This is a genomic window from Gammaproteobacteria bacterium, assembly GCA_016712635.1.
GTDB lineage: Bacteria > Pseudomonadota > Gammaproteobacteria > SZUA-140 > SZUA-140 > JADJWH01.
Map to the genome: position 1 here is coordinate 168,822 of JADJQS010000008.1, position 23,412 is coordinate 192,233.

At 65.2% G+C, this 23,412-nt stretch carries 23 protein-coding genes and 1 pseudogene; 16 read left to right on the top strand and 8 right to left on the bottom strand.

Annotation, left to right across the window (positions count from 1 at the left end):
• The first annotated feature begins 152 nt into the window (after positions 1-152).
• The 4 genes from IPK65_11670 (at position 153) to IPK65_11685 (ending at position 1,884) form a co-directional block, all read left to right on the top strand.
• Positions 153-608, top strand: a complete 456-nt coding sequence (locus IPK65_11670) for a YaiI/YqxD family protein (GenBank protein MBK8163761.1) — start codon at positions 153-155, stop codon at positions 606-608.
• Positions 609-712: 104 nt separating this feature from the next.
• Entirely contained in the window at positions 713-940 is a 228-nt protein-coding gene (locus tag IPK65_11675; protein ID MBK8163762.1) for an addiction module protein, read from the top strand.
• Entirely contained in the window at positions 937-1,239 is a 303-nt protein-coding gene (locus IPK65_11680) for a type II toxin-antitoxin system RelE/ParE family toxin (GenBank protein MBK8163763.1), read from the top strand. The genes IPK65_11675 and IPK65_11680 overlap by 4 nt, the downstream gene beginning before the upstream one ends.
• 45 nt (positions 1,240-1,284) lie before the next feature.
• Positions 1,285-1,884 (top strand): MarC family protein, encoded by a 600-nt coding sequence (locus IPK65_11685; GenBank protein MBK8163764.1) that lies wholly within the window; start codon positions 1,285-1,287, stop codon positions 1,882-1,884.
• 36 nt (positions 1,885-1,920) lie between these two features.
• On the opposite strand, the gene IPK65_11690 is transcribed toward IPK65_11685, so the two are convergent.
• Positions 1,921-2,337, bottom strand: coding sequence for a hypothetical protein (locus IPK65_11690; protein MBK8163765.1), 417 nt, complete (start codon positions 2,335-2,337; stop codon positions 1,921-1,923).
• 355 nt (positions 2,338-2,692) lie between these two features.
• Between IPK65_11690 and IPK65_11695 the strand changes: the two genes are divergently transcribed.
• Positions 2,693-3,034: an alkylphosphonate utilization protein gene (locus tag IPK65_11695; protein MBK8163766.1), complete on the top strand. Its 342-nt coding sequence runs from the start codon at positions 2,693-2,695 to the stop codon at positions 3,032-3,034.
• Between the two features lie 414 nt (positions 3,035-3,448).
• On the opposite strand, the gene IPK65_11700 is transcribed toward IPK65_11695, so the two are convergent.
• Complete coding sequence (locus IPK65_11700) at positions 3,449-4,834, bottom strand: ribulose-bisphosphate carboxylase (protein ID MBK8163767.1); 1,386 nt, start codon at positions 4,832-4,834, stop codon at positions 3,449-3,451.
• 266 nt (positions 4,835-5,100) lie between these two features.
• Between IPK65_11700 and IPK65_11705 the strand changes: the two are divergent.
• The 6 genes and pseudogenes from IPK65_11705 to IPK65_11730 all read left to right on the top strand — a co-directional run bounded on the left by IPK65_11705 (position 5,101) and on the right by IPK65_11730 (position 9,102).
• A pseudogene (locus IPK65_11705) lies at positions 5,101-5,433 on the top strand (alkylphosphonate utilization protein).
• A 127-nt stretch (positions 5,434-5,560) separates the two neighbouring features.
• The gene (locus IPK65_11710) at positions 5,561-5,881 is read left to right on the top strand and encodes a DsrE family protein (GenBank protein MBK8163768.1); all 321 of its coding nucleotides are present in this window, start codon (positions 5,561-5,563) and stop codon (positions 5,879-5,881) included.
• A gap of 195 nt (positions 5,882-6,076) precedes the next feature.
• The gene (locus tag IPK65_11715; protein MBK8163769.1) at positions 6,077-6,829 is read left to right on the top strand and encodes a TerC family protein; all 753 of its coding nucleotides are present in this window, start codon (positions 6,077-6,079) and stop codon (positions 6,827-6,829) included.
• A 58-nt stretch (positions 6,830-6,887) separates the two neighbouring features.
• Positions 6,888-7,172, top strand: a complete 285-nt coding sequence (locus IPK65_11720) for a hypothetical protein (protein ID MBK8163770.1) — start codon at positions 6,888-6,890, stop codon at positions 7,170-7,172.
• A gap of 333 nt (positions 7,173-7,505) precedes the next feature.
• Positions 7,506-7,925 carry a DsrE family protein gene (locus IPK65_11725; GenBank protein MBK8163771.1) on the top strand — a complete coding sequence of 140 codons (420 nt, stop codon included), beginning with the start codon at positions 7,506-7,508 and terminating at the stop codon, positions 7,923-7,925.
• A 232-nt stretch (positions 7,926-8,157) separates the two neighbouring features.
• A complete protein-coding gene (locus IPK65_11730) occupies positions 8,158-9,102 on the top strand; it encodes a hypothetical protein (protein ID MBK8163772.1) in 945 nt (314 codons plus the stop codon).
• A 23-nt stretch (positions 9,103-9,125) separates the two neighbouring features.
• Here IPK65_11730 and nrtS read toward each other — a convergent pair whose 3' ends face one another.
• On the bottom strand, positions 9,126-9,389 hold the full coding sequence (nrtS, locus tag IPK65_11735; protein ID MBK8163773.1) for a nitrate/nitrite transporter NrtS: 264 nt from the start codon (positions 9,387-9,389) through the stop codon (positions 9,126-9,128).
• Positions 9,390-9,489: 100 nt separating this feature from the next.
• Positions 9,490-10,791 (bottom strand): outer membrane protein transport protein, encoded by a 1,302-nt coding sequence (locus IPK65_11740; protein MBK8163774.1) that lies wholly within the window; start codon positions 10,789-10,791, stop codon positions 9,490-9,492.
• Between the two features lie 339 nt (positions 10,792-11,130).
• On the opposite strand from IPK65_11740, the gene IPK65_11745 reads away from it, so the two are divergent.
• From IPK65_11745 to IPK65_11765, 5 genes are all read left to right on the top strand, one after another.
• Positions 11,131-11,598 (top strand): YeeE/YedE family protein, encoded by a 468-nt coding sequence (locus IPK65_11745; GenBank protein ID MBK8163775.1) that lies wholly within the window; start codon positions 11,131-11,133, stop codon positions 11,596-11,598.
• The gene (locus tag IPK65_11750) at positions 11,595-12,056 is read left to right on the top strand and encodes a YeeE/YedE family protein (protein ID MBK8163776.1); all 462 of its coding nucleotides are present in this window, start codon (positions 11,595-11,597) and stop codon (positions 12,054-12,056) included. The genes IPK65_11745 and IPK65_11750 overlap by 4 nt, the downstream gene beginning before the upstream one ends.
• Positions 12,057-12,180: 124 nt before the next feature.
• Positions 12,181-14,691, top strand: coding sequence for an ATP-dependent helicase HrpB (gene hrpB / locus IPK65_11755; protein ID MBK8163777.1), 2,511 nt, complete (start codon positions 12,181-12,183; stop codon positions 14,689-14,691).
• Between the two features lie 213 nt (positions 14,692-14,904).
• A complete protein-coding gene (locus IPK65_11760) occupies positions 14,905-16,695 on the top strand; it encodes a tetratricopeptide repeat protein (protein ID MBK8163778.1) in 1,791 nt (596 codons plus the stop codon).
• A gap of 190 nt (positions 16,696-16,885) precedes the next feature.
• The gene (locus IPK65_11765; protein ID MBK8163779.1) at positions 16,886-18,160 is read left to right on the top strand and encodes a ChaN family lipoprotein; all 1,275 of its coding nucleotides are present in this window, start codon (positions 16,886-16,888) and stop codon (positions 18,158-18,160) included.
• Here the strand turns inward: IPK65_11765 and IPK65_11770 are convergent.
• The 4 genes from IPK65_11770 to IPK65_11785 all read right to left on the bottom strand — a co-directional run bounded on the left by IPK65_11770 (position 18,121) and on the right by IPK65_11785 (position 23,284).
• Positions 18,121-18,408 carry a PilZ domain-containing protein gene (locus tag IPK65_11770; GenBank protein MBK8163780.1) on the bottom strand — a complete coding sequence of 96 codons (288 nt, stop codon included), beginning with the start codon at positions 18,406-18,408 and terminating at the stop codon, positions 18,121-18,123. The two genes, IPK65_11765 and IPK65_11770, sit on opposite strands and share 40 nt — an antisense overlap.
• 238 nt (positions 18,409-18,646) lie before the next feature.
• Positions 18,647-21,445, bottom strand: coding sequence for an aconitate hydratase AcnA (gene acnA / locus IPK65_11775; protein ID MBK8163781.1), 2,799 nt, complete (start codon positions 21,443-21,445; stop codon positions 18,647-18,649).
• 205 nt (positions 21,446-21,650) lie between these two features.
• Positions 21,651-22,505, bottom strand: coding sequence for an SDR family oxidoreductase (locus tag IPK65_11780; GenBank protein MBK8163782.1), 855 nt, complete (start codon positions 22,503-22,505; stop codon positions 21,651-21,653).
• A gap of 110 nt (positions 22,506-22,615) precedes the next feature.
• The gene (locus IPK65_11785; protein MBK8163783.1) at positions 22,616-23,284 is read right to left on the bottom strand and encodes a DUF1614 domain-containing protein; all 669 of its coding nucleotides are present in this window, start codon (positions 23,282-23,284) and stop codon (positions 22,616-22,618) included.
• Positions 23,285-23,412: the final 128 nt, after the last annotated feature.

The following is a 23,412-nucleotide window of genomic DNA, read 5'->3' on the forward strand; positions in this document are numbered from 1 at the left end:
GCCGGACAATCGGGCAGACCACGTCTTCAGGATTCGGAAGGATGGAGAAAGTGGGTTGGTACCTTTCTCTGCCAGCGGCAGTGTGGTCCGCTCCAAGGGATCAAAAAGCCACGTTGCAAAGCGGGTCGTCAAGCATCAGAAGGACATGCAAATTGGAAATATGGATAGACGCAGATGCATGCCCGGTTGTCGTAAAGGAGATTTTATTCCGGGCGGCAGAACGGACAAAAACCAGGGTAACGCTGGTTGCAAATCAGGATATTAAAATCCCGCCTTCAAGGTATGTTACCTGCCTGCGCGTGATGCCGGGTTTTGATGTTGCCGACAATGAGATTGTTAAGAGGGTAAATGACGGCGATCTGGTCATCACAAGTGACATACCCCTGGCGGATCTGGTTTTGACTAAAGGTGGTTGTGCCTTAAGCCCGCGGGGTGAGTTATTCACCCATGAAAATATCAAATCCAGGCTTAATATAAGAGACTTTATGGATACTCTGCGCAGCAGCGGTATACGCACAGGCGGGCCATCCACCCTGAGTCAAAGCGATCGCAAGGCGTTCGCGGACCATCTCGATAAGTGGCTTTTCAATAAGCAGATAAATCTGTAAGTATTAGCTGCGGATCACCTGGTCCGGGGATAATCGGGTACAACCCCATTAAATCAACGTTGATGCAGGTATAGAATTGAGTTTCGGACGATGGAGGTATGGATATGGCCGCTACTCTGAAGGAATTGGAACAGCTGGCTCGGGCCCTGGAGGCCGAGGAGCGGGCGAAACTGGCCGAGGCTCTGCTCGAGTCGCTGCACTCTCCGCTCTCGGACATCGAGGCGGCCTGGGCGCGGGAGATCGAAGACCGCGTCGCCGCTTTTGACCGTGGTGAAATGAAGAGTTACGCGGCTGAGGATGTGTTTGCGGAAGCGCGGCGCACATCGCGGTGAAACACGCCAGGTTTGTTGCCGCCGCCCGGCGTGAGTTCCTGGCACAGGTAATCTACTACAACGAAGAAGAATCCGGACTTGGTGCCCGCTTTACGGCTGCGGTCGAAGAGGCTGTTATCCGGGCCCTTGCCTTCCCGCTCGCCGGGTCACCTGCGACCCGGAGCACGCGGCGAGTCTTTGTCAAAGACTTCCCCTTTGCGGTCGTATATCGACCCCATGCCGACGGCATTACGGTGTTCGCGCTCGCGCATCACTCGCGCCAGCCGGGTTACTGGAAATTACGTGTTCAGGAGCGCTAGACAGTTGGCAGACAGGACGGGTGGTATTGTCACACAAGGAAAATCATGGCGCTGTTCCTGAGTCTGTGGATCAAGCTGTTCTTCGTGCTGACGCCGTTCTTCGGACTCACGATGTTCCTCAGCATGACGGAAGGGTATGACGAGCACCGTCGGCGCAAACTCGCCCTGGCGGTGTCCGCGGCGGTGGCGATGCTGTGCCTGATCCTGTTTTTCGCCGGCCGGCAGATCTTTTCGCTGTTCGGCATCACGCTGGATTCTTTCCGCATCGGTGCCGGCGTGCTGCTGATGCTGTCGGGTATCGCGCTGGTGCAGGGCAGGGCGGGCGCGGCCGATGCCGCCCGCGAGGGCGATGTCGCGGTGGTGCCGCTGGCGATGCCGATCATCGTCGGTCCGGCCACCACGGGCACGCTGCTCGTCATGGGGGCCGAGCTGAACACGGTGGCGGCCAAGGCCGTCGGCAGCCTGGCGCTGTTCGCCGCCGTGCTGTGCATGGCGGCGGTACTGCTCGCGGGTTCGTTTTTTCAGCGCCTGATGGGCGTCAGGGGTATCGCGGTCCTCAGCAAGCTGACCGGACTGATCCTGGCGGCACTGGCCGCGCAGATGATCATGACGGGGATCCAGGGATTCATCGGCGTTCAGCCGTGACATCACCTCGAATCAAGCATCCAGGATAAAACGGCTTTATTGCCCCGTCGACTCGGGCAGCGAAAAATCCAGCGCCGCGACGATCCGGTTCAGGCGCCCCTGCTCGCCGCCGCCCAGCATCAGCTCCGCGTTGGCGGCGCCCGCGTTGCGGATCGAGAGTTCGATTTTCTCGATGAACAGCCGGCTGCACTCCGCGACCTTATCCTTGAGCAGTGCCAGCAGTAACGGGATATCCTCCGGCTTCTTCACCCACGCCTCGATGAAAAGGCCCTCCTTGACCTTGATCTTTGCGTTGGAGGCGTGTTTTCCCAGCAGGACATTGAAGATGGAGCACCAGTCCCCGGGGGCCTGGTGCGATAACCTGAAAAAGAGATCGATATAGGGTTCCTTCCTGATCCTTGGCGGCCGTTTGTCATCGATGCCGACGATCTGAATGTCACTGATACCCTCCATTGCCTTGCCTCCATCGTGCGCCTGTGTGAATCAGGCCATCATCGTGCCGGATCGGCACCCATGCCATCGGGAAAACAACGAACAGTCGTGGAGAGGGGCGGGGTAGAGCCGGAGTGTCCATCGCCCCCATGTTAGCGGCCGCTGCGATGGGTTCAGCAGCGCTGTTTGCCGATATTCCGGGCCCGCCCAAAAGGCTCTTGCAGATGATAAGCATTGTTGCGTGGATCCCAAATCGGAGAATCCGGACAGGGGAATGTGCTTTCGCTATAATCCGACGAGCCTTGGCCGGAACATTCAAGGCGTCAGTACCCGTTTTTCTTCTGCGTTGATCAATCAAATCGAACCCGGGATCCAGATGAGCACCTTGCCCAAATGTCCGCAATGCAGTTCCGAATACACCTATGAAGACGCGGGCATGTATATCTGCCCCGAATGCGCCCATGAATGGTCGCCGCAGGCCGCGGCGGAGGCGGTGGATGAGAAGCGCGTCGTGCGCGATGCCTACGGCAACGAACTGAAGGACGGCGACTCGGTGACGGTGATCAAGGACCTGAAGGTGAAGGGATCCTCCGCCGTGGTCAAGGTCGGCACCAAGGTGAAGAACATCCGCCTCGTCGACGGCGACCACGACATCGACTGCCGCATCGACGGCGTCGGCGCGATGGGCCTGAAGTCGGAGTTCGTGAAGAAGGCCTAGGCTCCATTTATGTGTTAGGGGACAGATTTTAAATCTGTCCCCTTGTAGTCGTGTCCCCCTGTGGTCACGAATGATCTGGAGCGGAATTCAAGCGCGTAGGCATTGTGGGCAAGCGTTTGTTCGTGTTCCTGTCGGTCATGCTCCCGGTGGGGTGCTCTGCCCAGGCCGCTGAACAGGCATCCGGGCAAAGGCTCGATGAGGTCGCCGAACGCGGCGCAGCCGTGGCAGATCGACATCGCATATAGGGAACTGCCCGATGGCGCAGGCTCGACTACCCGGCCCGCGATGCGAAGCCGGTCGCCGCCATACACAAATCGCCGCTAACTGTTGTACCCGCGAGCCTGTGTTATCTGTGAAAAAAAAGCCCCTGCCACCGGGCGGTGACAGGGGCTCTGTTGCGGATGGACCCGCCGCCTACTTGAACTTCGCCAGCTTGTCGCGCCAGCCCGGGAAGAGCATGTCGGCGTCTTTCGGGAACGAGTAGAAGGCGCGCGCGAATTCGCGGTGCTCCTTGGCGTACTCGACCGGGTTGGCGCCGGCCTTCCAGCACTCATAGGACTGCCGCAGCGAGATGGCGCCGGCGGCCGGGCTGTCGATGTGGCCGTAGGAGCCGCCGCCGGCGGTGTTGACCAGGTTGCCGTGGCCGAGGTTCTGGAAGAAGCCCGGCAGGCGCAGCGCGTTCATGCCGCCGGAGATGATCGGCGTCGTGGGTTTCATTCCGTACCACTTCTGCAGGTACACCGGGCCGCGGCTCTCGTCGCGCTCGATCATGTAGGCAATGATCTTGTCGTCGCCTTCGCCTTCCATCTTGCCGTAGCCCATGGTGCCGACGTGGATGCCGGAGGCGCCCTGCAGACGGCTCATCTTTGCCAGTACGAACGCGGTGTAGCCGCGCTTGGACGAGGGCGAGGTGACGGCGCCGTGGCCGGCGCGGTGGTAGTGCAGGTACTGGTCGGGGTACTGGCGACGCGCTGTCGTCACCATGCCGGGGCCGCCGACATAGCCGTCCACCAGGAAGGCCAGCTTGTCCGCGTCGGAGCCGAAGGTCTCCAGCGCGAAGTCGGCGCGGGCGCACATCTCGTAGTGGTCGTCGGCCGTGATGTTGAGGGAGAACAGCTTGGCCTCGCCGGTCTTGTCCTGCGCACGCTTCAGCGAATCGTAGACCAGCGGCAGCGTCTTCTTCAGAGGAGAGAACACCTGGTTGCCCTGCGGCTCGTCGTTCTTGATGAAGTCGCCGCCGAGCCAGAACTCGTACGCAGCCTTCGCGAAGGGCTCGGGACGCAGGCCCAGCTTGGGCTTGATGATGGTGCCGGAGATGTAACCGCCGTCCTTGATCGGGCGGCCGAGGATGCGCCACAGGTCGGAGATGTCCTTGGACGGGCCGTCGAACAGCTGGATCGCGCGCGGCGGCACGTGGAAGTCGATCATTCTGCCGTATTCGATGTCGCCCATGCCCTGGTTGTTGCCGATGGTCAGGGTCAGGAAGGACACCATCATCATGCGGCCGTCGGTGACGTTGCGGTCGAACAGGTCCAGCGGATAGGCGATGCGCATGTCCTCGTTCTGCTCGTCGATGTAGTAGACGAGCGCGTCGACGCCCTTGGTGAAATCGTCGGTCGTGCTGACTTCCACGTTGGTGCCGGTGGACGATTCGGCGGCGAAATGCGCGGCGGCCTCCAGATAGCCATGGCCGGCCTTCGGCTTCATCTTGTAGGCGACCAGGATATGATTACCCTCGTTGATCAGGTCTTGTTCTTTGAGGGCAAGGTTTGCGTAACGTTTGGACTGGATCCATCTGATTCTCCCAATGACGATAAATGACCGACAAAATGTGCGATTATAGGCGATCGGGAAAATCCAAGGAAGTCTGTATGGTTATTTATACTTACTCCAGGTCCGGATATGGCAACTGGGGTATGCGCTAGCTGATTGATTTACAACGTACTCTTCATGCAGTTCGCCCCGAGCATAGGGGATGAATGAGCCGGATTGCGGGTACGTTAGCGCCGGACAGGGCGTGAGATGCCGACCGTGCGTACACGCTGATTCAAATCGTAAGGAGCAGTGTGAGCAGTCTGCCTGAATGCCCGCAGTGCAATTCCGGATACTCCTAATTAAGACTCGGGCAAATACATCTGCCCAGAATGTGCCCATGAATGTGGCCGCGGGGGGCGGTGAATGACAAGGGCGTGCGCGTGCCGCGGCAACAGCTGAAGGACGGCGACTCGGTGACAGTGATCAAGGTCCTGAAGGTGAAGGGCACGTCCACCGTGGACAAGGTCGGCACCAGGGAGAAGAACATCCGCCTCGTCGACGGCGATCACGACATCGACTGCCGCATCGACGGCATCGGCGGTATGGGCCTGATGTCGGAGTTCGTGAAGAAGGCCTGGCCGTAATATATTTGGGGTCAGAGTAAAAACCCCTTCCGGAGCTGCGTGGCTGAAGCCAGGCGCCGGGCTGGTGGGTGGCGAAGGTTTTTACTCTGACCCCAAATATGATTGGTAGATACCCTGTGAGGCAGCCATGAAACTCGGCGTCATCATCGAGACGAACGAACCCGAAACGGCCTGGAACGGCGTGCGCTTCTGCAACGCAGCGCTGAAGAAGGGTCATTCCGTGAAGCTGTTCCTGATGAGCGCAGGCGTCGAGATCGAGAATATCCGGGGCGGCAAGTACGACATTGTGCTCCAGCTCGAGGAGTTCTCCGTCAACGGCGGCAAAGTGCTCGCCTGCGGCACCTGCATGAAATCGCGCAACCAGTCCGAATCGGATGTCTGCCCGACCTCGACCATGAACGACTGCGTGGAAATGGCGGAGTGGGCGGACAAGGTAGTGACGTTCTGAGCTGCCCCGGGCATGGCCTGAGACATGTCCCCGTGATGCTCACTGTTCAGCCTCCGGATAAGCCATGACGTTTCCATGGATTCTGTTCCGCAGCGCGATGTTGCGCCGCCCGGCGCGCGGTATGGCAGGTTTTCCGGGCGGTCGATGATGCCTGTATAATCTGCCTCCGGTTCCTGTTATCACACGAGAGGCCGCATGATCGAGCTGTTGTCCGACCCGAATGCCTGGATCGCCTTTATTACGCTGACCGCCCTCGAGCTCGTGCTCGGGATCGACAACATCATCTTCATCTCGATCCTGGTCGACAAGCTGCCGGAGGCGCAGCGCGCGCTGGCACGCCGTCTCGGGCTGTTCTTCGCGATGTTCACGCGCATCGGCCTGCTGTTCCTGCTGGCGTGGATCGTCGGCCTGACGGCCCCGCTGTTCACCGCGCTTGAGGAGGAGATCTCCGGGCGCGACCTCATCCTGATCACCGGCGGCCTCTTCCTGCTGTGGAAGAGCACGATGGAGATCCACCAGTTGCTGGAGGGCGAGCCGGGCCATTCTTCCTCGGCGGTGCGCGCCACGTTCACGTCCGTCATCGTACAGATCGCGATCATCGACATCGTGTTCTCGCTCGATTCCATCATCACCGCCGTGGGCATGGTCGATCACGTCGAGATCATGGTCGCGGCGGTGGTTGCCTCGGTCGCCCTGATGATGTTCTTTGCCGGCCCCATCAGCCGCGTCGTCTCAGCGCATCCGACCATCAAGGTGCTGGCGCTCGCCTTCCTGTTCGTCATCGGCGTAGTGCTGGTTGCCGACGGTTTCGACCACCACATCCCGAAGGGCTACGTCTACTTCGCCATGGCCTTCGCGGTCGCGGTCGAGATCATCAACCTGCGCATGCGCAAGCGCGCCGCCAGGCCGGTCGAACTGCGCGAACCCTACACGCGGGACGGTGAATGAGGCGGGCGTGAGACATCCGCCGCCGGGAATGCGTCCGACATCGAGATAAGCACGGATGATGCGCCTGCTGCCGTTGATTCTGGCGCTGGTCTTTCCGGCGGCGGCCGTTCCGGCCCCCGTCTGTCATATCCACCCTCCGGCATCGGAGAGTGATGCCGCTCCGCCGGCCATCGTCGGACCGTACGGCTCGATCAATGCGTGCGAACAGGCAAACGCCCTGCTCTACTCAGGACAGGGCCGCTGCCATTGCGCATTCGACGGCGCGGGCTGGCAGGACCGGCCGATGCTGCCGGAACTGCCGCAGGACCCGGCGCAGGCCCCGTTTTTTGACCGGAATAATTGAGATCGGAAGGCGAGTACGGCCCGGTCAAGTTGCTGTGGCGTGGCGTGTCTCCGGTGGAGCCGGGCCAGGCAGCCGGAACAGGAATGGCAGTTGCTGCGGGCCTTCATCGGTTATTTCGACCGGCACACCGGCGAGCAGATCCAGACCGTCACCATCACAGAACTCTTATGCCGCCGTCACCCGGGGACCAGGCCGAGGTGCCCTGCGACATTATGTCGCAGGCGTACACAGACCCGGGCCGAATATACTGGCCGTGACTGTCGAGACCGGGGCCAGGCACCGTCCCCGCGTCCCGGACTTCGCTGCAATGACTCAACAAGGAAGGAGATATTCATGAAACTGATTTCCCGATGGGCGCTGCTGCTCGCCCTGCTGGCCGCGGCAGCCGTTTCCCCTGTCATGGCGGGAGACACGGACCCGCTGTTCATCAATCTGACGACCGATGACCCGCACCGTGCCGAGATGGCCATCTCTTTCGGCAAGAATCAGTTCGAGCGCGGCCATCCCCTGACGATCTTCCTGAATGACAAGGGCGTGCATATCGGATCCAGGGCCGACGCCGCCAAGTTCGCCAGCCATCAGAAGGTGCTGGGAGAGCTGATCGGCAAGGGCACCGTGGTGCTGATCTGTCCCATGTGCATGAAGCATTACGGCGTGGATGAGGGCGATCTGCTGCCGGGATTGAAGGTCAGCAATCCCGAGCTCAGCGGCGCCGCGCTGTTCGAGGACGACGCCCGGACACTCACCTGGTAGAGGGTGCCGGGGTCATTCCCCGGCGTGTACCGCGGGACCGGATAGTTGACCGGAGGCCTCGGTTTTTTCTGCATCACTGCCTGTCACCCGAATCGTTTTAACACCCGCCTGCGCCAGGCTCCCTGGCCTTGCCATGAGGTGGATACCTCCGGGTCCGCTGGACTATGCTTTATATGCGCCCGTCCGCGAGCGGCTTTTGTGGCGCAACTACCTGTCCAGTGGAGATCCGAGCATGAAAACAACAAAGCGATTCCGGGTGGTGTTGGCAGTGCTGGTTATCGGAGCGGTATTCCTCGGCATGTCGGCCTGCGGTGGCGACGACGACGGCCTGGGTGAAACGAATACGGAGACAAGGACCGCGACGCTGGGCAACGACATGAAAAATATCCCGCTCGTCGCGAATCAGCAGACGGAGATCAGTTTCACCTACCTGATCCCCGGGGCGATCACGTCCAAGGGCGATTACACGATCAATTTCACCGAGACGCTCAAGAACGTCTCCCTGAGTTCCGCGCCGATCGCGAAGAATACCAACAGGCTGGAGACGCTCAGGATGCTGGCCGCGGTGCTGATCAAGGACGCCTTTGCGCAGGAGGAGTCGCAGGTCACCGTGTTCGTCTCCTACCCGGACGATCCGGACGTCTGTTCCAGCCCCAATGTATTCGGGCCGTATACCATCCTCGGCGCGATCGGCACCGCGTTGACGAGCAACACCCAGACGGCCGCCCCGACGGATGCCGTGATCAATATCTCGAACCTGGGCAGTGTCGAGGTGTGCGTGGTGACCACGCCGCCCATCAACGCGTTCCTGACGGTGACGGGCGTGGCTGTCGACCTGGAGGACTGTGCCGCGCCGACTGTCACCATCGCCAACACCGACTGGTCCGGGACGTACACCTGCGACAATTTCGGCGCGGGAGACGAAGGGGGCGACGTCGACCTGACGATCACCCGGAACCAGGACGGCAGCTATCACTACACGGACGGATCGGCGGAATACGACGGCCACCTGTGCGGGAACAAATTCAAATTCAGCGGCGGCGTCGCCAGTTCCTACACGGAGAGCGGCACGCTGGTATTCAGCAGCAATACGGCGGCGACGAAGACCTCCACCTGGAACAGCATCCCGCCCGGATTCAGCGGCGGCAACTGTTCCGATACGCTGGAACGCCAGTAGGGAGTCGGTTCCGAAGCGGCGCCTCAGGCAGCATCGTCCCCGGGTTCTACGGCGGGGGCCGTGCGGCCATGCAGGTGCCGGATCGCCTGCACGCTGGCGAAGGTCGAGACGCAGTAGGGCACGAGGAAGGTCAGCCCGATCTTGACCCATTCCGTCAGCGTGACCGACCCGGACAGCAGCTTGTCGCCGTGGTTGATCAGGGCGAGGATGCAGCCGACGAAGGCCGCGACCTTCAGAGCACGCGCGGCGACCGAGCGTTGCAGTGCGATGTCGAACCAGTCGCGCATAATGAATGGGGACAGATTTCGGTGGTATCGGGGACAGATTTAAAATCTGTCCCCGTATTGCCGCAAGGGGACGGATTTGAAATCCGTCCCCATTCCTTTCCTAGAACTTCCAGGCGTAACTGGCCGCGAGCTCCCACTCGTCCATGCGCAGCGTGATGGTCTGGCCGGGGTCGAGCGGATTCGCGCCGCTGACCTCCTTCTCCGGCGCGTACATGGCGGCGAAGCTCCATTCGCCGGCATCGCCGAGACGCCGGGTGAATCCGGCGGTGAGATGCTGCTCCATCACGCCGGGCGCAAGGATGTTGAACAGCACTTCGCTGTCCGGGATCGGCTGGTCGCAGCGGCTGTAGCCGACGCGCCAGGTCCAGTCCTCGTCGCGCACCCACTGGTAGCCGAGTTTGAACACCGTGACGTCTTCCCAGCCGAAGCCGGCACCGCCGTCGTTGCCGAGCTGCGCGGTCTGCAGGTTCGGCAGCATCGGCGCGCCGACCGACTCGATGTCGCTGTACCAGATGCGCTGCACGTCGAGCAGCAGCATCGTGGCCGGGCTGGTCTCCCAGGCCAGGCCGAGAGCCATGGTCGCCGGGATATTGAAGCCGCCCTGCTCGGCGAACAGGCCGCGGTACTGGTCGAACTCGTCCATCCGCATCTCGGTCTGGTAGGCGGCGCCGAGCGTGAGCCCGGTCTGCACCTCGCTGGTGATTCCGATGCGGGCGCCGTAGCCGATCGAGGTGTCGTGGCCGTTGTCGGTCAGATTGTCCGGATCGCTGGAGAAGCCTTGCGCGCCGAAGGCGGCGAGGCCGGTGGCCTCGAAGCGCTGGTAGGCGAGGATCGGGCTGACGCCCCAGGCGGTCGAGTCGTTGAGCCGCTGAGCGTAGCTGACGTTGACGAAGAGCTGCGCGAGGTCGACGCCGGTCCCGGCCTCTCCGCCGAAGAAGCCGCCGAAGTACGTCCCGGCGCCGCCGCCGGCGCTGTCCGGCCAGTCGGTGTTCATGCCGCCGTTCGCATAGACGCTGACCCCGAGTGCACGGTCGTCGTCGAGCATGCGGTTCCAGCCAAAGTGCGGGATCAGGAAATATTCGCTGTCGCTGTCCACCGTTTCCGGCGTCAGGCCGAAGCTGTTCGGTGCACCCGAGGGCGCGCCACTCACGGTATACGAGCGGTGCGGGCTGAACAGCGCCACGCCGGCATCGATCCGGTTGCCGACATTGACCATGCCGGCCGGATTGGCGGCCGCGGCCAGGCTGTCCTGCGCCAGCGCGGTGCCCGCGCCGGCCAGTCCCTTTTCCTTCACGCTGTACGCGTGCGAGAAATAACCGTTGGTGGCCGCGGCGTCGCCCGCGGCGAACAGCGCGGTGAACGCGCCCGCCAGGGCGAGATTCCTGTTCTTGTGCATGTGCATCCCCTCGGTGTGTTGTTATGGTGGCGACCGGCTGCTCTCACGGCGTCCGGGTAAAGGTCCGGAGTATAACCTCTGGCGGCGGCACGGCCCTATCCCCCTCAGGCGGCGCTCCCCGGCCCATTAGTTGACCGGAACTGTAAGGTATTCGGCCGGCGCCTGACGGGTCAGGCGCGGCAGCATCGACTTCGGGCGGTTTCTGCGCCCAGGTTTTAATTGCCAATCCGGGGCGGGGTCTGGGCTGGCGGCTCCGGAGGGTGCGAATCCGATATAATCGGGAGTCCCGGCGGGTCGCGTTTCCGGTCGATCCCCGGGTTCCCAAGTGAAACTGTCGGAGCGGGGATGGATTTGAACGAAGTGTTTCCCAGCGGTTACCTGCACTATCTGGCGGGCGGACTGCTGATCGGCGGCGGGACGGCCCTGTTGTTCATCGGCGCCGGACTGATCGGCGGCATGAGCGGCATTTACTCGTCGGTCTGGTCCTGGTTTTCGCGCGCGCCCCATTTCCAGCAGGAGCGCATCCGGGGCAGCCGCGACTGGCGGCTGGTCTACTCGATCGGGCTGATCCTGGGGGCATTCCTCTGGCTCATTACCGGCGGTACGGCCTGGAGCACGGGCATCGGCGCGTGGCAACTGCTGCTCGGCGGGTTCGTCGCCGGATTCGGCGCGCGGCTCTCGAACGGCTGTACCTCCGGCCATGGCATCTGCGGTGTGGCCGCGCTGCAGCCGCCGTCCCTGCTGGCGGTGATCATCTTCATGGCGACCGCGATCGCGACCGCGAACATTATGCGCGCGATGGGTGGCGCATGAGCGGGGGATGCACAAACCTGAAGTCCTATGGTTGCCTGTTCGTGCTCGCCGGCGGCCTGATGGCGGGTTATGGGCTCAGCCTGTCGGGCATGGTGCGGCCCGAGGTCGTGCTGAGTTTTCTGCGCTTCGAGGATATGGGATTGCTATTGGTGCTGGCCGGGGCCTCCGGGACGGCGTTGCTGGCCTATCAGGTGGCGCCGCGCGTCATGCGCCAGCCGCTGGCCGCCCCGGTCTTCAGCGTATACTCATCGGTACTGAACGGGCGCACGCTCGGCGGCGCGGCCATCTTCGGCGTCGGCTGGGGCATCTGCGGCGTATGCCCGGGGCCCGCGATGGCCGGTCTCGGTGCGGGCGACGGGTCCCTGCTGTTCTCGCTGCTGGGCATGCTGGCGGGCGCCTATGTGCAGGGCCGCTATTTCGGCGAGGTGCCGCTGGAGGCTGCGCGAAACCGGAGTTGAACAGCTGACGGGCGCGGAGGTAAATGGGGACAGATTTACCTGCATGGGGACTACCTGCTGCTTGGGGACAGATTTGAAATCTGTCCCCGTCTGCCCGTGATAAATCTGTCCCGGCATCCCCGCCATGACCCCCCTCCCCATCGACGAAGTCCTTCCCGATCTCCGCGCGGCGCTGGCGCATCACCGCGCGGTGGTGCTGCAGGCGCCGCCGGGTGCGGGCAAGACCACCGGCGTGCCGCCGGCGCTGCTCGACGAGCCCTGGCTCGCGGGCGGGACCATCCTGATGCTGGAGCCGCGCCGGCTCGCGGCGCGCGCGGCGGCGGCGCGCATGGCAAAGCTGCGCGGCGAGGACATCGGCGGCACGGTCGGCTACCACATCCGCTTCGAGAGCCGGACGTCCAGGCGCACGCGCATCAAGGTGGTGACCGAAGGCATCCTCACCCGCCACCTGCAGACCGACCCCGGACTGAAGGACGTCGGGCTCGTAATCTTCGACGAATTCCATGAGCGCCACCTGCACGCGGACCTCGCGCTCGCGCTGTGCCTCGACGCCCAGCGCGGCCTGCGCGAGGACCTGAAGATCCTCGTCATGTCGGCGACGCTGGATGGCGAGGCGGTGTCGCGCCTGCTCGGCGGTGCGCCCATGGTCACCAGCCGCGGGCGCAGTTTCCCGGTGGACCTGCGCTATCTGCCGCGCGATCCGGCCGGACCGCTGCCGTCCGTCGTGGCCGATGCGATCGCGGGCGCGCTGGCGCGCGACGAGGGTGATGTGCTCGCCTTCCTGCCCGGTGCGTGGGAGATCCGCCGCGCGCAGGGACTGCTGGAGCAGCGGCTGAACGGGACCGCGGAGGTGTTTCCGCTCTACGGTGACCTGCCATGGGAGGCGCAGGACCGCGCCATCCAGCCGGCCGTCGGGCGGCGGCGCGTGGTGCTGGCGACGCCGATCGCCGAGACCAGCCTGACCATCGAGGGCATCCGCATCGTGGTGGATTCCGGCTTCGCGCGCGCGCCGCAATACGATCCCGCGACGGGACTGTCGCGCCTGACCACGCATCGCATCTCGCGCGCCTCGGCTGACCAGCGCACCGGGCGCGCCGGCCGCCTGGCGCCGGGCGTGTGCTACCGCCTGTGGGGCGAGGCGACGCAGCGCGGCCTGCTGGCGCACTCGCTGCCGGAGATCCGCACTGCCGACCTCGCGCCGCTCGCGCTGGAGCTTGCGGCCTGGGGCGTGCGCGACGCGAACGCGCTCGACTGGCTCGACCCGCCGCCCGCCGCCGCGTTCGATCAGGCGCGCACGCTGCTGACGGAACTCGACGCGCTGGACGGCGCCGGCCTGATCACCGGGGCGGGCCGCGCGATGGTGCGCCTGCCGCTGCATCCGCGCCTCGCGCACATGCTGTTCGCGGCCGAGCGGCTCGGCCTCGGCGCGCTGGCCTGCGCGGTCGCGGCGCTGCTCTCCGAACGCGACATCTTCACCGGCGAGGCACGGCGTGCGGCCGACTTTGCGCAGCGCCTCGATGCCTTGCGTGCATTCCAGCGCGGCGGGCGCCAGGCCGCGCTCGCGAGCGGGGCGGACGCCGGCGGCTGCGCGCGCGTCACGCAGGCCGCGCAGCAGTACCGGCGCCTGCTGTCCGCCGCCCAGGATGAGAACGCCGATGCCGCCCGGGCGGGCCTGCTGCTCGCGCTTGCCTACCCCGACCGCGTCGGCCTGCAGCGGGCGCCGGGCGACAACCGCTACCTGCTGGCCTCCGGCCGCGGTGCGCGCCTGCACGAGTCCGAGATGCGGCTGCGCCAGCCGTGCCTCGTCGCGGCGAGCCTCGACGCGGGCGAGATCGAAGGACTGATCCATCTGGCCGCGCCGCTCGATGTCGGCGTGCTGCGGGAGCACTTCGGCGCGCACATCCGCAGGGAAGACGTCGTGCGCTGGGACGCCCAGCAGCAGGCCGTGATCGCGCGCCGCGAGGAACGCTTCGGCGCGCTCGTGCTCGAGGCGCGGCCGCTGCAGCGGGAGGCGGACGCGGAACAGGTGCGCGCGGCGATGCTGGACGGCATCCGTCGCCTCGGCCTCGACGCGCTGCCCTGGACGCGCGAGGCGCGCGAGTGGCAGGCGCGCGTGCTGTCGCTGCGCGCATGGCTGCCGGACGAGGCGTGGCCGGACCTGTCCGATGCGGCGCTGCTCGCGACGCTCGGGGAGTGGCTCGGTCCGTACCTGGACGGCGTCACGCGCCGCGAGCATCTGGCGCGGCTCGACCTGTCGTCCATCCTGAAGGCCCGGCTCGACTGGGACGCCGCCCGGCGTCTCGAGGAGGGCGCGCCCACGCATATCGCGGTGCCGAGCGGTTCGCGCCTGCGTCTCGAGTACGCCGCCGGCGAACCGCCGGTGCTGCGCGTCAAGCTGCAGGAGATGTTCGGCTGCGCCGACACGCCGCGCGTCGCCTTCGGCCGCGTGCCGGTCACCCTGCACCTGCTCTCGCCCGCGCAGCGCCCGATCCAGGTCACGCAGGACCTGCGCGGCTTCTGGGAGCGCACCTACGCGGAGGTGAGGAAGGAGCTGAAGGGCCGCTACCCCAAGCACCCCTGGCCCGACGATCCCTGGAGCGCCACGCCCACCGCGCGCGCCAGGCCCCGCAAGTGACCGGGCAGGAACGCGGGGATGGATCGTTTGCCGATGACTGCTCATGGTTCGATGGGTCTGACAGCGGTGATCCCGGCAAGATTTACACGGCATGAGCACGCGCTATACAATTTTGCATCGCTGTACCATCCACACAGATGCCGCGAATGATCGCGGTAAATCCCATCCGCCTGCCCGGTTACGCACCCTTGCGGGCAAGGATCCAGGATCTTCATGCATCAGAAGCATCTGCAGATAGCCGCGCAGTTCCATCAGGCGGGCGAGCTCGAAAAGGCCGAGGCACTCTATCTCCAGATACTGCAGCAGTCGCCGCGCGACCCGGATGTCATGCAACTGCTCAGCCTGGTGGCGAGCCAGACCGGGCGGCACGGGCTCGCGGCTGAATATATAGAGCAGGCGATTGCAATAACGGGCGGAACCCCGGCGTCCTGCTTTCATCTCGCACAATCCTTCGAGGCGCTGGGTCGGCTCGATGATGCCGTGTCGGCGTACCGCCGGTCCCTCGCGCTGAAGCCGGACTTCATCGAAGCCTTGTCCAGGCTCGCCTGGCTGCAGGGAAGCCGGTCGGAAGACAGTCGTGAACTCCTTGGGCGCGGCCTGGCCGCGCATCAGGCCGGGCAGCGCGTGCAGGCGCTCCGGTATATCGGACAGGCCATCGAGACGGCGGGCGGGGCTCCCGCATCCCGCTATCACCTCGCCCGTGCCCTGGAATCGCTGGATCAGGTCGAGGAGGCCCTGTCATCGTATCGCATGGCTCTCGCGTCAGACCCGGGCCTTGCAGAGGCATTGTTCAGGCTCGCACTGCTGCTGGGGAAACAGGCGCGGGAAGGCCGCGAACTGCTCGAGTGCTACACGAATCTTGCACGACACTTCCTGGCGCAGGGAAAGCTGGCGGCGGCCGAGGTTTTTTGCCGGGAGGTGCTCGACAGGGACGGGAGCAATGCGGGCGCAACGGCGACCCTGGAGGCGATCTTCAGTAAGCTCGGCTTGTACGATGACGGGCATGGATCGAAGCCGGATCCCCGGGCAGGCGACGCGGCCGGCCCCCGCTACCTGCTGGTAAAAAGCTGGGGCAGCGGATTCTGGAGTGACGTCAGCTCCGTGCTTGGCGCATTGCTGCTCGCCGAGGTCACCGGACGGACTCCGGTTGTCCACTGGGGAAGCAACAGCCTGTTCAGGGACGACAGCGGCCGGGATGCCTTCGGGTTGTACTTCAGCCCCGTTTCCCGCTGCACCCTCGACGATCTGGTGCAACTCGGCGGCGCGGATGTCTTTCCGCCGAAATGGAACCAGGCGAACCTGTCCCGGGAAGACCTGTCCCGGTGGGTGGGCGCGTACTCCCGCCTGTCGCCCATGTACTACGTGAATCGGAAGGAGACGATCGTCGTCTGCGATTTCTACGTCAACGTCGCAGACGTGGTGCCATGGATACCCGTCCGGCATCCGATGCACGGCCGCAGCGTCCCCGACGTGTTTCGCTGGCTGATACAGAAGTATGTGGTCCCGCGCCAGCACATCGTCGAGCAGGCGGATGCGTTCTGTCGCGCGCACCTGGCCGGGCGCCCCTTTGTCGCGATACATCTGCGCGGCTCGGACAAGATCCGGGAGTTCGGGGAGCTGGAGGCCATCAATGAGTCACTGATCCGGCAACTTGACGCGATCGACCCCGGCTGGCCGATCTTCGTGTTGACGGATGACGAGCACTGGTTGCGGGCCCTGAGGGAGCGATTCGGTGAGCGGGTGGTGGCGACATCCTGCACGCGCTCCGGCACGACGCAGGGCGTGCACTTCGCCGCCGAGGGAAATGATCGGGTGAGGGTCGGAACGGAGGTCATGGTCGACTCCCTTATCGCTCTGCGCGCCACGCGGTTCATCGGCGCCGGGGCGTCCAATGTGTCGGGGTTTATCTCCCTGATGAAGGACTGGGCCGCAGCCGACTGCATGATGTCGAGCCTTCCCGTGATATTGCAGCGCAATCTGTACATCTATTCCTATTTTGAATGACCCGCCCGGCGCTTCGGGCTGCGACATGGCCTGCCGCCGGCCGTGTGTAAACCGCGCATCCCGTGTATACCCTTCTCCCGCGCCCGAAAATAAATCTGTCCCGGGTTTTGTAGTACAGTTTAGGGGCGTCCCGGCGTGGCAGGGGCGCGGAAGGGATGCTTTGATCACAACCGGTTCAGGGGGCGGCATCATGTACGGACGTTCGCGCGCGGCGGGTATCGCGCTTTGCATGGCGGCCATCGGCGCGCTCGCGGGTTGCGCGAGCGGTCATCCTGCGTTCCACGGGGCGCATTCGATGGCCGGCCACGCGGCGAAGCCGGCGGATTCCGGCCAGCCCGCCGCGGAGGTCCCGGTCCTGGACCTCAGTCACCTGTCCGCGCTGCAGGACATCCTCCCAGCGCTCGCGGACAGGCGCGTGGTCTATGTCGGCGAGACCCACGACCGCTACGCGCATCACCTGACCCAGCTCGAGATCATCAAGGCCATGCACGCGTCGAATCCTCGCCTCGCGATCGGCATGGAGATGTTCCAGCAGCCGTTCCAGGGTTACCTGAACGATTACATCGCCGGCGTGCTGAGCGAGAGCGAGATGCTGGTCGCGACGGAATACTTCCGGCGCTGGCGCTACGACTACCGCCTCTACGCCCCGATCCTGCGCTACGCGCGCGACAACGGGCTGCCGGTGGTGGCCCTGAACGTGGCGGGCGACCTGGTCGAGAAGGTGCGCGCGCAGGGCATCGACGGGCTGGACGCGGCGGATCGCGCCCGCCTGCCGGCGGACATCGAGCGCGGGAACGCGGAGTACGAGGCGCGCCTGCGGGCCATCTATGAACTGCATCCGCACACCGAGGGGCGCGGCTTCGAGCGCTTCCTCGACGGCCAGCTGGTGTGGGACGAAGGGATGGCCGAGCGGGCGGCGCGCTATCTGGAGGAGCATCCCGGTCACGCGATGGTGGTGCTGGCAGGCAGCGGCCACCTCGCCTACGGCGACGGCATCCCGCGGCGCCTCGAGCGCCGCGTGCCGGTGCAGGGTGCAATCGTATTGAACGGCTGGGAGGGAGAGATCGCGCCCGGGGTGGCGGATTACCTGCTCATGCCGGCGGAGCGGACCCCTGCCCGCCGCGGGCCGCATCGGCGCGCTGCTCGCCCCGGACGGCGACGGCCTGAAGGTGGACTCCTGCACCGCGGACAGCGCCTGCGCCGCGGCCGGCATCGAACGTGGCGACCGCCTGCTCACGATCGACGAGGTGCCGGTTGCGGATCTCGCCGACGTGAACGCCGTGATGTGGGACCGCAAGCCGGACGAGACGGTCACGCTGTCGCTGCGGCGCGAACGCTGGTTCGCCCCGGCGGAGGAGAGGACGGTCGAGTTGAAATTGCGTTGAGCGCGGCCCGCCTGCAGGCGCGGGACGGGGCCTTGCGCGCTCAGGGCTTGGGGAGCAGGAACTCCACGCCGATCCGGTAGTGCTCGTTGGCCTTGCGCACCCAGCGTACCTTGGCGTCGCGCGGCTCCGCCCAGTCGTCGTATCCTTCCAGGCGCAGCGTCTGGTTCAGGCTGAGCGGTTCCTCCAGCGACAGGCCGGCGCCGTTTCCGCTGACGTCGAGCAGGGTGCCCTTCTTGCCGCCGCCCGCCGCGTTCGCGGTGGTGTAGGTGATGTCCATGTTGATGCTGATGCGGAGATTCTTCCGCAGCTCGATGTGTTCGATCTGCACGGCACTTCCCCCCTGGCGGACTATATAGATCTGACTTGGGGCAGATTTATACATCTGTCCCCTTATTATGGGTTCAGCATAGCATCATCGGGGGGCGGGGGAGAAGCCGGGAGAGGCGGGGTGTAAGGCGTGAGGGGTGAGGAGGGAAGGTTAAAAGCCTTGTTTCCGCGGTAAGTCATTAGCCGGGGACAGATTTACAAATCTGTCCCCTTTGTGTCGTGTCTTGTCGCCTCGCCCCTCACGCCTTCAGGGTCTGCCGCAGCACGTAGGGCAGGATGCCGCCGTGGCGGTAGTACTCGATCTCGTTCGGGGTGTCGATGCGGACGAGGGCGCTGAACTCGTTGCGCCTGCCCCCGGCGTCCACGGCGATGATCGTGATCAGCATGCCGGGCGAGAGGCGGTCCAGTCCGTTGATGGTGTAGAGCTCCTCCCCGTTCAGGCCGAGCGATTCGCGGTCCTCGCCGGGCAGGAACTGCAGCGGGAGGATGCCCATGCCGACCAGGTTGGAACGGTGGATGCGCTCGAAGCTCTCCGCGATCACCGCCCGGATGCCGAGCAGCTTGGGGCCCTTGGCGGCCCAGTCGCGCGAGGAGCCGGTGCCGTATTCCTTGCCGGCGAGGACGATCAGCGGCACGTCTTCCTGCGCATACTGCATCGCGGCCTCGTAGATCGAGGTCTGCGCGCCGTCGGGCAGGTGGCGTGTGATGCCGCCCTCGGTGCCGGGCGCGAGCTGGTTGCGCAGGCGGATGTTGGCGAAGGTGCCGCGCACCATCACCTCGTGGTTGCCGCGCCGCGCGCCGTAGGAGTTGAAGTCCTTCGGGTCGACGCCCTGCTCGATGAGGTATCTGCCCGCCGGGCTGTTTTTCTTGATCGATCCGGCCGGCGAGATGTGGTCGGTGGTGACCGAGTCGCCGAGCACGGCCAGCACGCGCGCGCCCTCGATCGCCGCGACCGGCTCGGGCTCCGGGCCCATGTCGTGGAAGAACGGCGGCTCCTTGATGTAGGTCGAGCCGGCGTTCCACTCGAACAGGTCGCCCTGCGGCACGTCGAGCTCGTTCCACTCGCGGCTGCCCTCGGAGATGCGCGCGTAGATGCGGTTGAACTGGGCATCGCTGACGTACTTGTGCACGCAGTCCTCGATCTCCCGGCGCGAGGGCCAGAGATCCTTCAGGTAGACGTACTTGCCGTTGGGATCGATACCGACCGGGTCGCGCGTGAGGTCGATGCTGAGGTTGCCGGCCAGCGCGTAGGCGATCACCAGCGGCGGCGATGCCAGGTAGTTGGCGCGCACGTGCGGATTGACGCGGCCCTCGAAGTTGCGGTTGCCGGACAGCACGGCGGAGGCCACCAGGTCGCCGTCGCGGATCGCCGCGACGATGTGGTCCGGCAGCGGTCCGCTGTTGCCGATGCAGGTGGTGCAGCCGTAGCCGACCAGGTGGAAGCCGAGTCCTTCGAGATAGGGCATCAGGCCGGCGGCCACCAGGTAGTCGGTGACCACGCGCGAGCCGGGCGCGAGGCTGGTCTTGACCCAGGGCTTGGTCTTGAGGCCGTGGCGCACGGCATTGCGCGCGAGCAGGCCCGCGGCGAGCATCACCGCGGGATTCGAGGTGTTGGTGCAGCTCGTTATGGCGGCGATCACCACCGAGCCGTGGCACAGGTTGTAGGTGACGCCGTCCGGGTTGCGCACCGGCACGTTCTTGGTGAACGGGTCCGGGTCCCCGTTCGGCAGCGGGTGGGCGAGCTCGGGCGCGACCATCATCGGGTTGCCGCCCTCCTCGAGCCAGCTGCTCAGCGCGTCCTGGTCGATGTGCTCGTTGCCCGCCTTCAGGTGCGTGGCGAGCGCCTTGCGGAACGAGCCGCGCGCCTCGGGCAGCGTCACCCGGTCCTGCGGCCGGCTCGGGCCGGCGAGGCAGGCCTGCACGGTCCCGAGGTCGAACTCGAGGACCTCGGAGTAGATCGGTTCGGTCTGGCCCGGGGTATACCACAGGTCCTGCGCCTTGCAGTAGGCCTCCACCAGCGGGATATGCCTGCCGCGGCCGGAGAGGCGCAGGTACTCGATCGTCTTCTCGTCCACCGGGAACAGGCCGCAGGTCGCGCCGTACTCCGGCGCCATGTTGGCGATGGTGGCACGGTCGGCGAGCGACAGGTGCGCGAGGCCCGGCCCGAAGAACTCGACGAATTTGCCCACCACGCCGTGCCTGCGCAGGAGCTCGGTGATGGTCAGCACCAGGTCGGTCGCCGTGGTGCCGGGGCCGGGTTCGCCGGTCAGGCGGAAGCCGACCACCTGCGGGATCAGCAGCGAGGACGGCTGGCCGAGCAGCGCGGCCTCGGCCTCGATGCCGCCCACGCCCCAGCCGAGCACGCCGAGCCCGTTGATCATGGTGGTGTGCGAGTCGGTGCCGATCAGGGTGTCGGGATAGGCCCACTGCCTGCCGTCGCGCGCGCCGGTCATGACGACGCTCGCCAGGTATTCGAGATTGATCTGGTGCACGATGCCGCTGTCCGGCGGCACCACGCGGAAATTGTTGAAGGCGTTCTGGCCCCAGCGCAGGAACTGGTAACGCTCGCGGTTGCGCGCGAGCTCGACGATGGCGTTGACGCGGAAGGCGGAGTCGCTGCCGTAGCTGTCGACGACCACCGAGTGATCGATGACGAGGTCCGCCGGCGTGAACGGGTTGATGCGGTTGGGATCGCCGCCGAGCCGGCGCAGCGCCGCGCGCATCGCCGCGAGGTCGGCCACCGCGGGGACGCCGGTGAAGTCCTGCAGCAGCACCCGTGCCGGCATGAAGAAGATCTCCTTGTCCGGCACCGCGTGCGGATCCCAGCGGCACAGCGCCGCGATGTCGTCGGCCTTGACCGTCAGGCCGTCCTCGTGGCGCAGCAGGTTCTCCAGCAGGATCTTGTGGGCGAACGGCAGCCGCGCCGCCTCGCCGAGCCCGGCCTTGGCCAGCGCCGGCAGCGAATGGTAATGCAACTTCACGCCGCCGATCTTGAGCGTGGCCTGGGTCTTGAAGCTGTTGGTCTTCTTCGCGGTCATGATGTGCGTGTAATTTGGCGTGTCCCTGATTATTGTTTTGATGTCATTCCCGCGTCAGCGGTAATCCGGCATGTGCTGAATCAGCACCACTGGATTCCGGGTCTCCGCTGCACTGCGCCCGGAATGACGGATTGATCCGGCCGCCTCGGATGCGCGGGCCGCGCGGGCGCAGCAGAGGGCGATTATAACCGATGGCGGCGGATTTTCAGCGATTTTCACCCGCGCTGATGCGCAGCAGCACGCGGTCGAGCAGGCGCTGGGGCAGCAGGCGGCGCGCCCAGGCGAACAGCCGGGTCGGCACGGTGACGTGGTAGCGCGCGCGCGGGCGCGGGCTCTCCAGCGCGGCGATCAGCCGGTCCAGCACCGCCTCCGGCGGCAGCGTGAAGGGCGCGGCGGGCCCGGGTTTGGAGAGGCGCCGCTCCATGCCCTCGTAGCGCGCGCGGTGGACGCTGCGCGCGGGGTCGATGTGGCGGTAAAACGCCGCGCGCGCGTTGGCGCGGAAGCGGCTCGCGATCGGCCCCGGCTCGATCAGCACCACGTGGATGCCGCTCCCCGCCAGTTCGAGGCGCAGCGTGTCGGTCAGGCCTTCGAGCGCGAACTTGCTGGCGTTGTAGGCGCCGCGGTAGGGCAGGGCGACCAGGCCGAGCAGCGAGCTGTTGTTGACGATGCGGCCGTGGCCCTGCGCGCGCATCACCGGGATGACGCGGTTGATGAGCTCCAGCGTGCCGAACAGGTTGGTCTCGAACTGCGCGCGGATCGCCGCGCGGCTGAGGTCCTCGACCGCGCCCGGCTGGCCGTAGGCGGCATTGTTGAACAGCGCGTCGAGCGTGCCTCCGGTGGCGGTGAGCACCGCGTCCACCGCGGCATGGATCGAGGCCGGATCGTCGAGGTCCAGCCGCAGGCTCTCGAATCCTTCGTCCGCCAGCCGTGCCACATCCTCAGGCTTGCGCGCCGTCGCGAACACGCGGTAACCGCGCGCCTTCAGCCCGCGCGCCGCACACTCGCCGATGCCGGAGGAGCAGCCGGTGATGAGGATGGATTGGGGCATGCGATGCTTCATGTCAGAGGTGAGGCGTCAGGCGTGAGGTGTGTGGCGGGAAACACAACGCTTGCAACGATGTTGATGATAGATATTACTTTCCTCACTCCTCACTCCTCACTCCTCAATCCTCACGCCAGGAGAACCGCCACGATCCCCGTCAGGAAAATCCCGTCGAACGTGCCCGCGCCGCCGATGGAGGCGACCGGCACGCCCATGCGGCGGATGTTGCCGAGGCGCAGCAGGTCGGCACCGATGAGCACGCCCAGCGTGCCGCAGATGTAGGCCAGCGGCGCGCTCTGCTCGCTGTTGATCAGCAGCGCGACGATCGCGGCCGTGAGCGGGGCGATGAAGATCGGCATGCCGATTCCGATGCCGGCGACCGGGCGGCTGAAGGCGTGGCACACCGCGGTGACCAGCGCGGTCGCGATCAGCACCTGATGCACCGGCAGGGGATGGTGGTTCATCAGGTAGAACGAGAACATCACCGGGATCAGGCCGCCGCCGACGTTGATCGCGATCATGGTGCGGCCCTTGAATTCCTTCATCGCCCGCTGCAGCAGGCCGCGCAGCCGCTCCGGCACCTGCTCCAGCGAGGCGGCCTCGGCGCGCACGCTGAACAGCGGCAGGTTGATCGCGCTGCCGAACAGCGAGCTGAACAGCAGCAGGATCGCGGAGTGCTGCGACAGGCCGAGCTTCTCGAACGCGATGGTGAGCGCGCCAACCTGCACGAAGGCGACCAGGAAGGCGATCAGCAGGATGAAGCCGAACAGATAGGGCGGCGAGAACGGGGATTTCATGCCCATGGCGGTGGAAAGGATAGGACTAAGGACTTAGGACTGAGGACTGAGTAAAAACCCAAAATACAAATTCTATGGGTGGGCATGGGTATTTACCCACGTGAACCGCGACGTTTATTTTCGCGTGG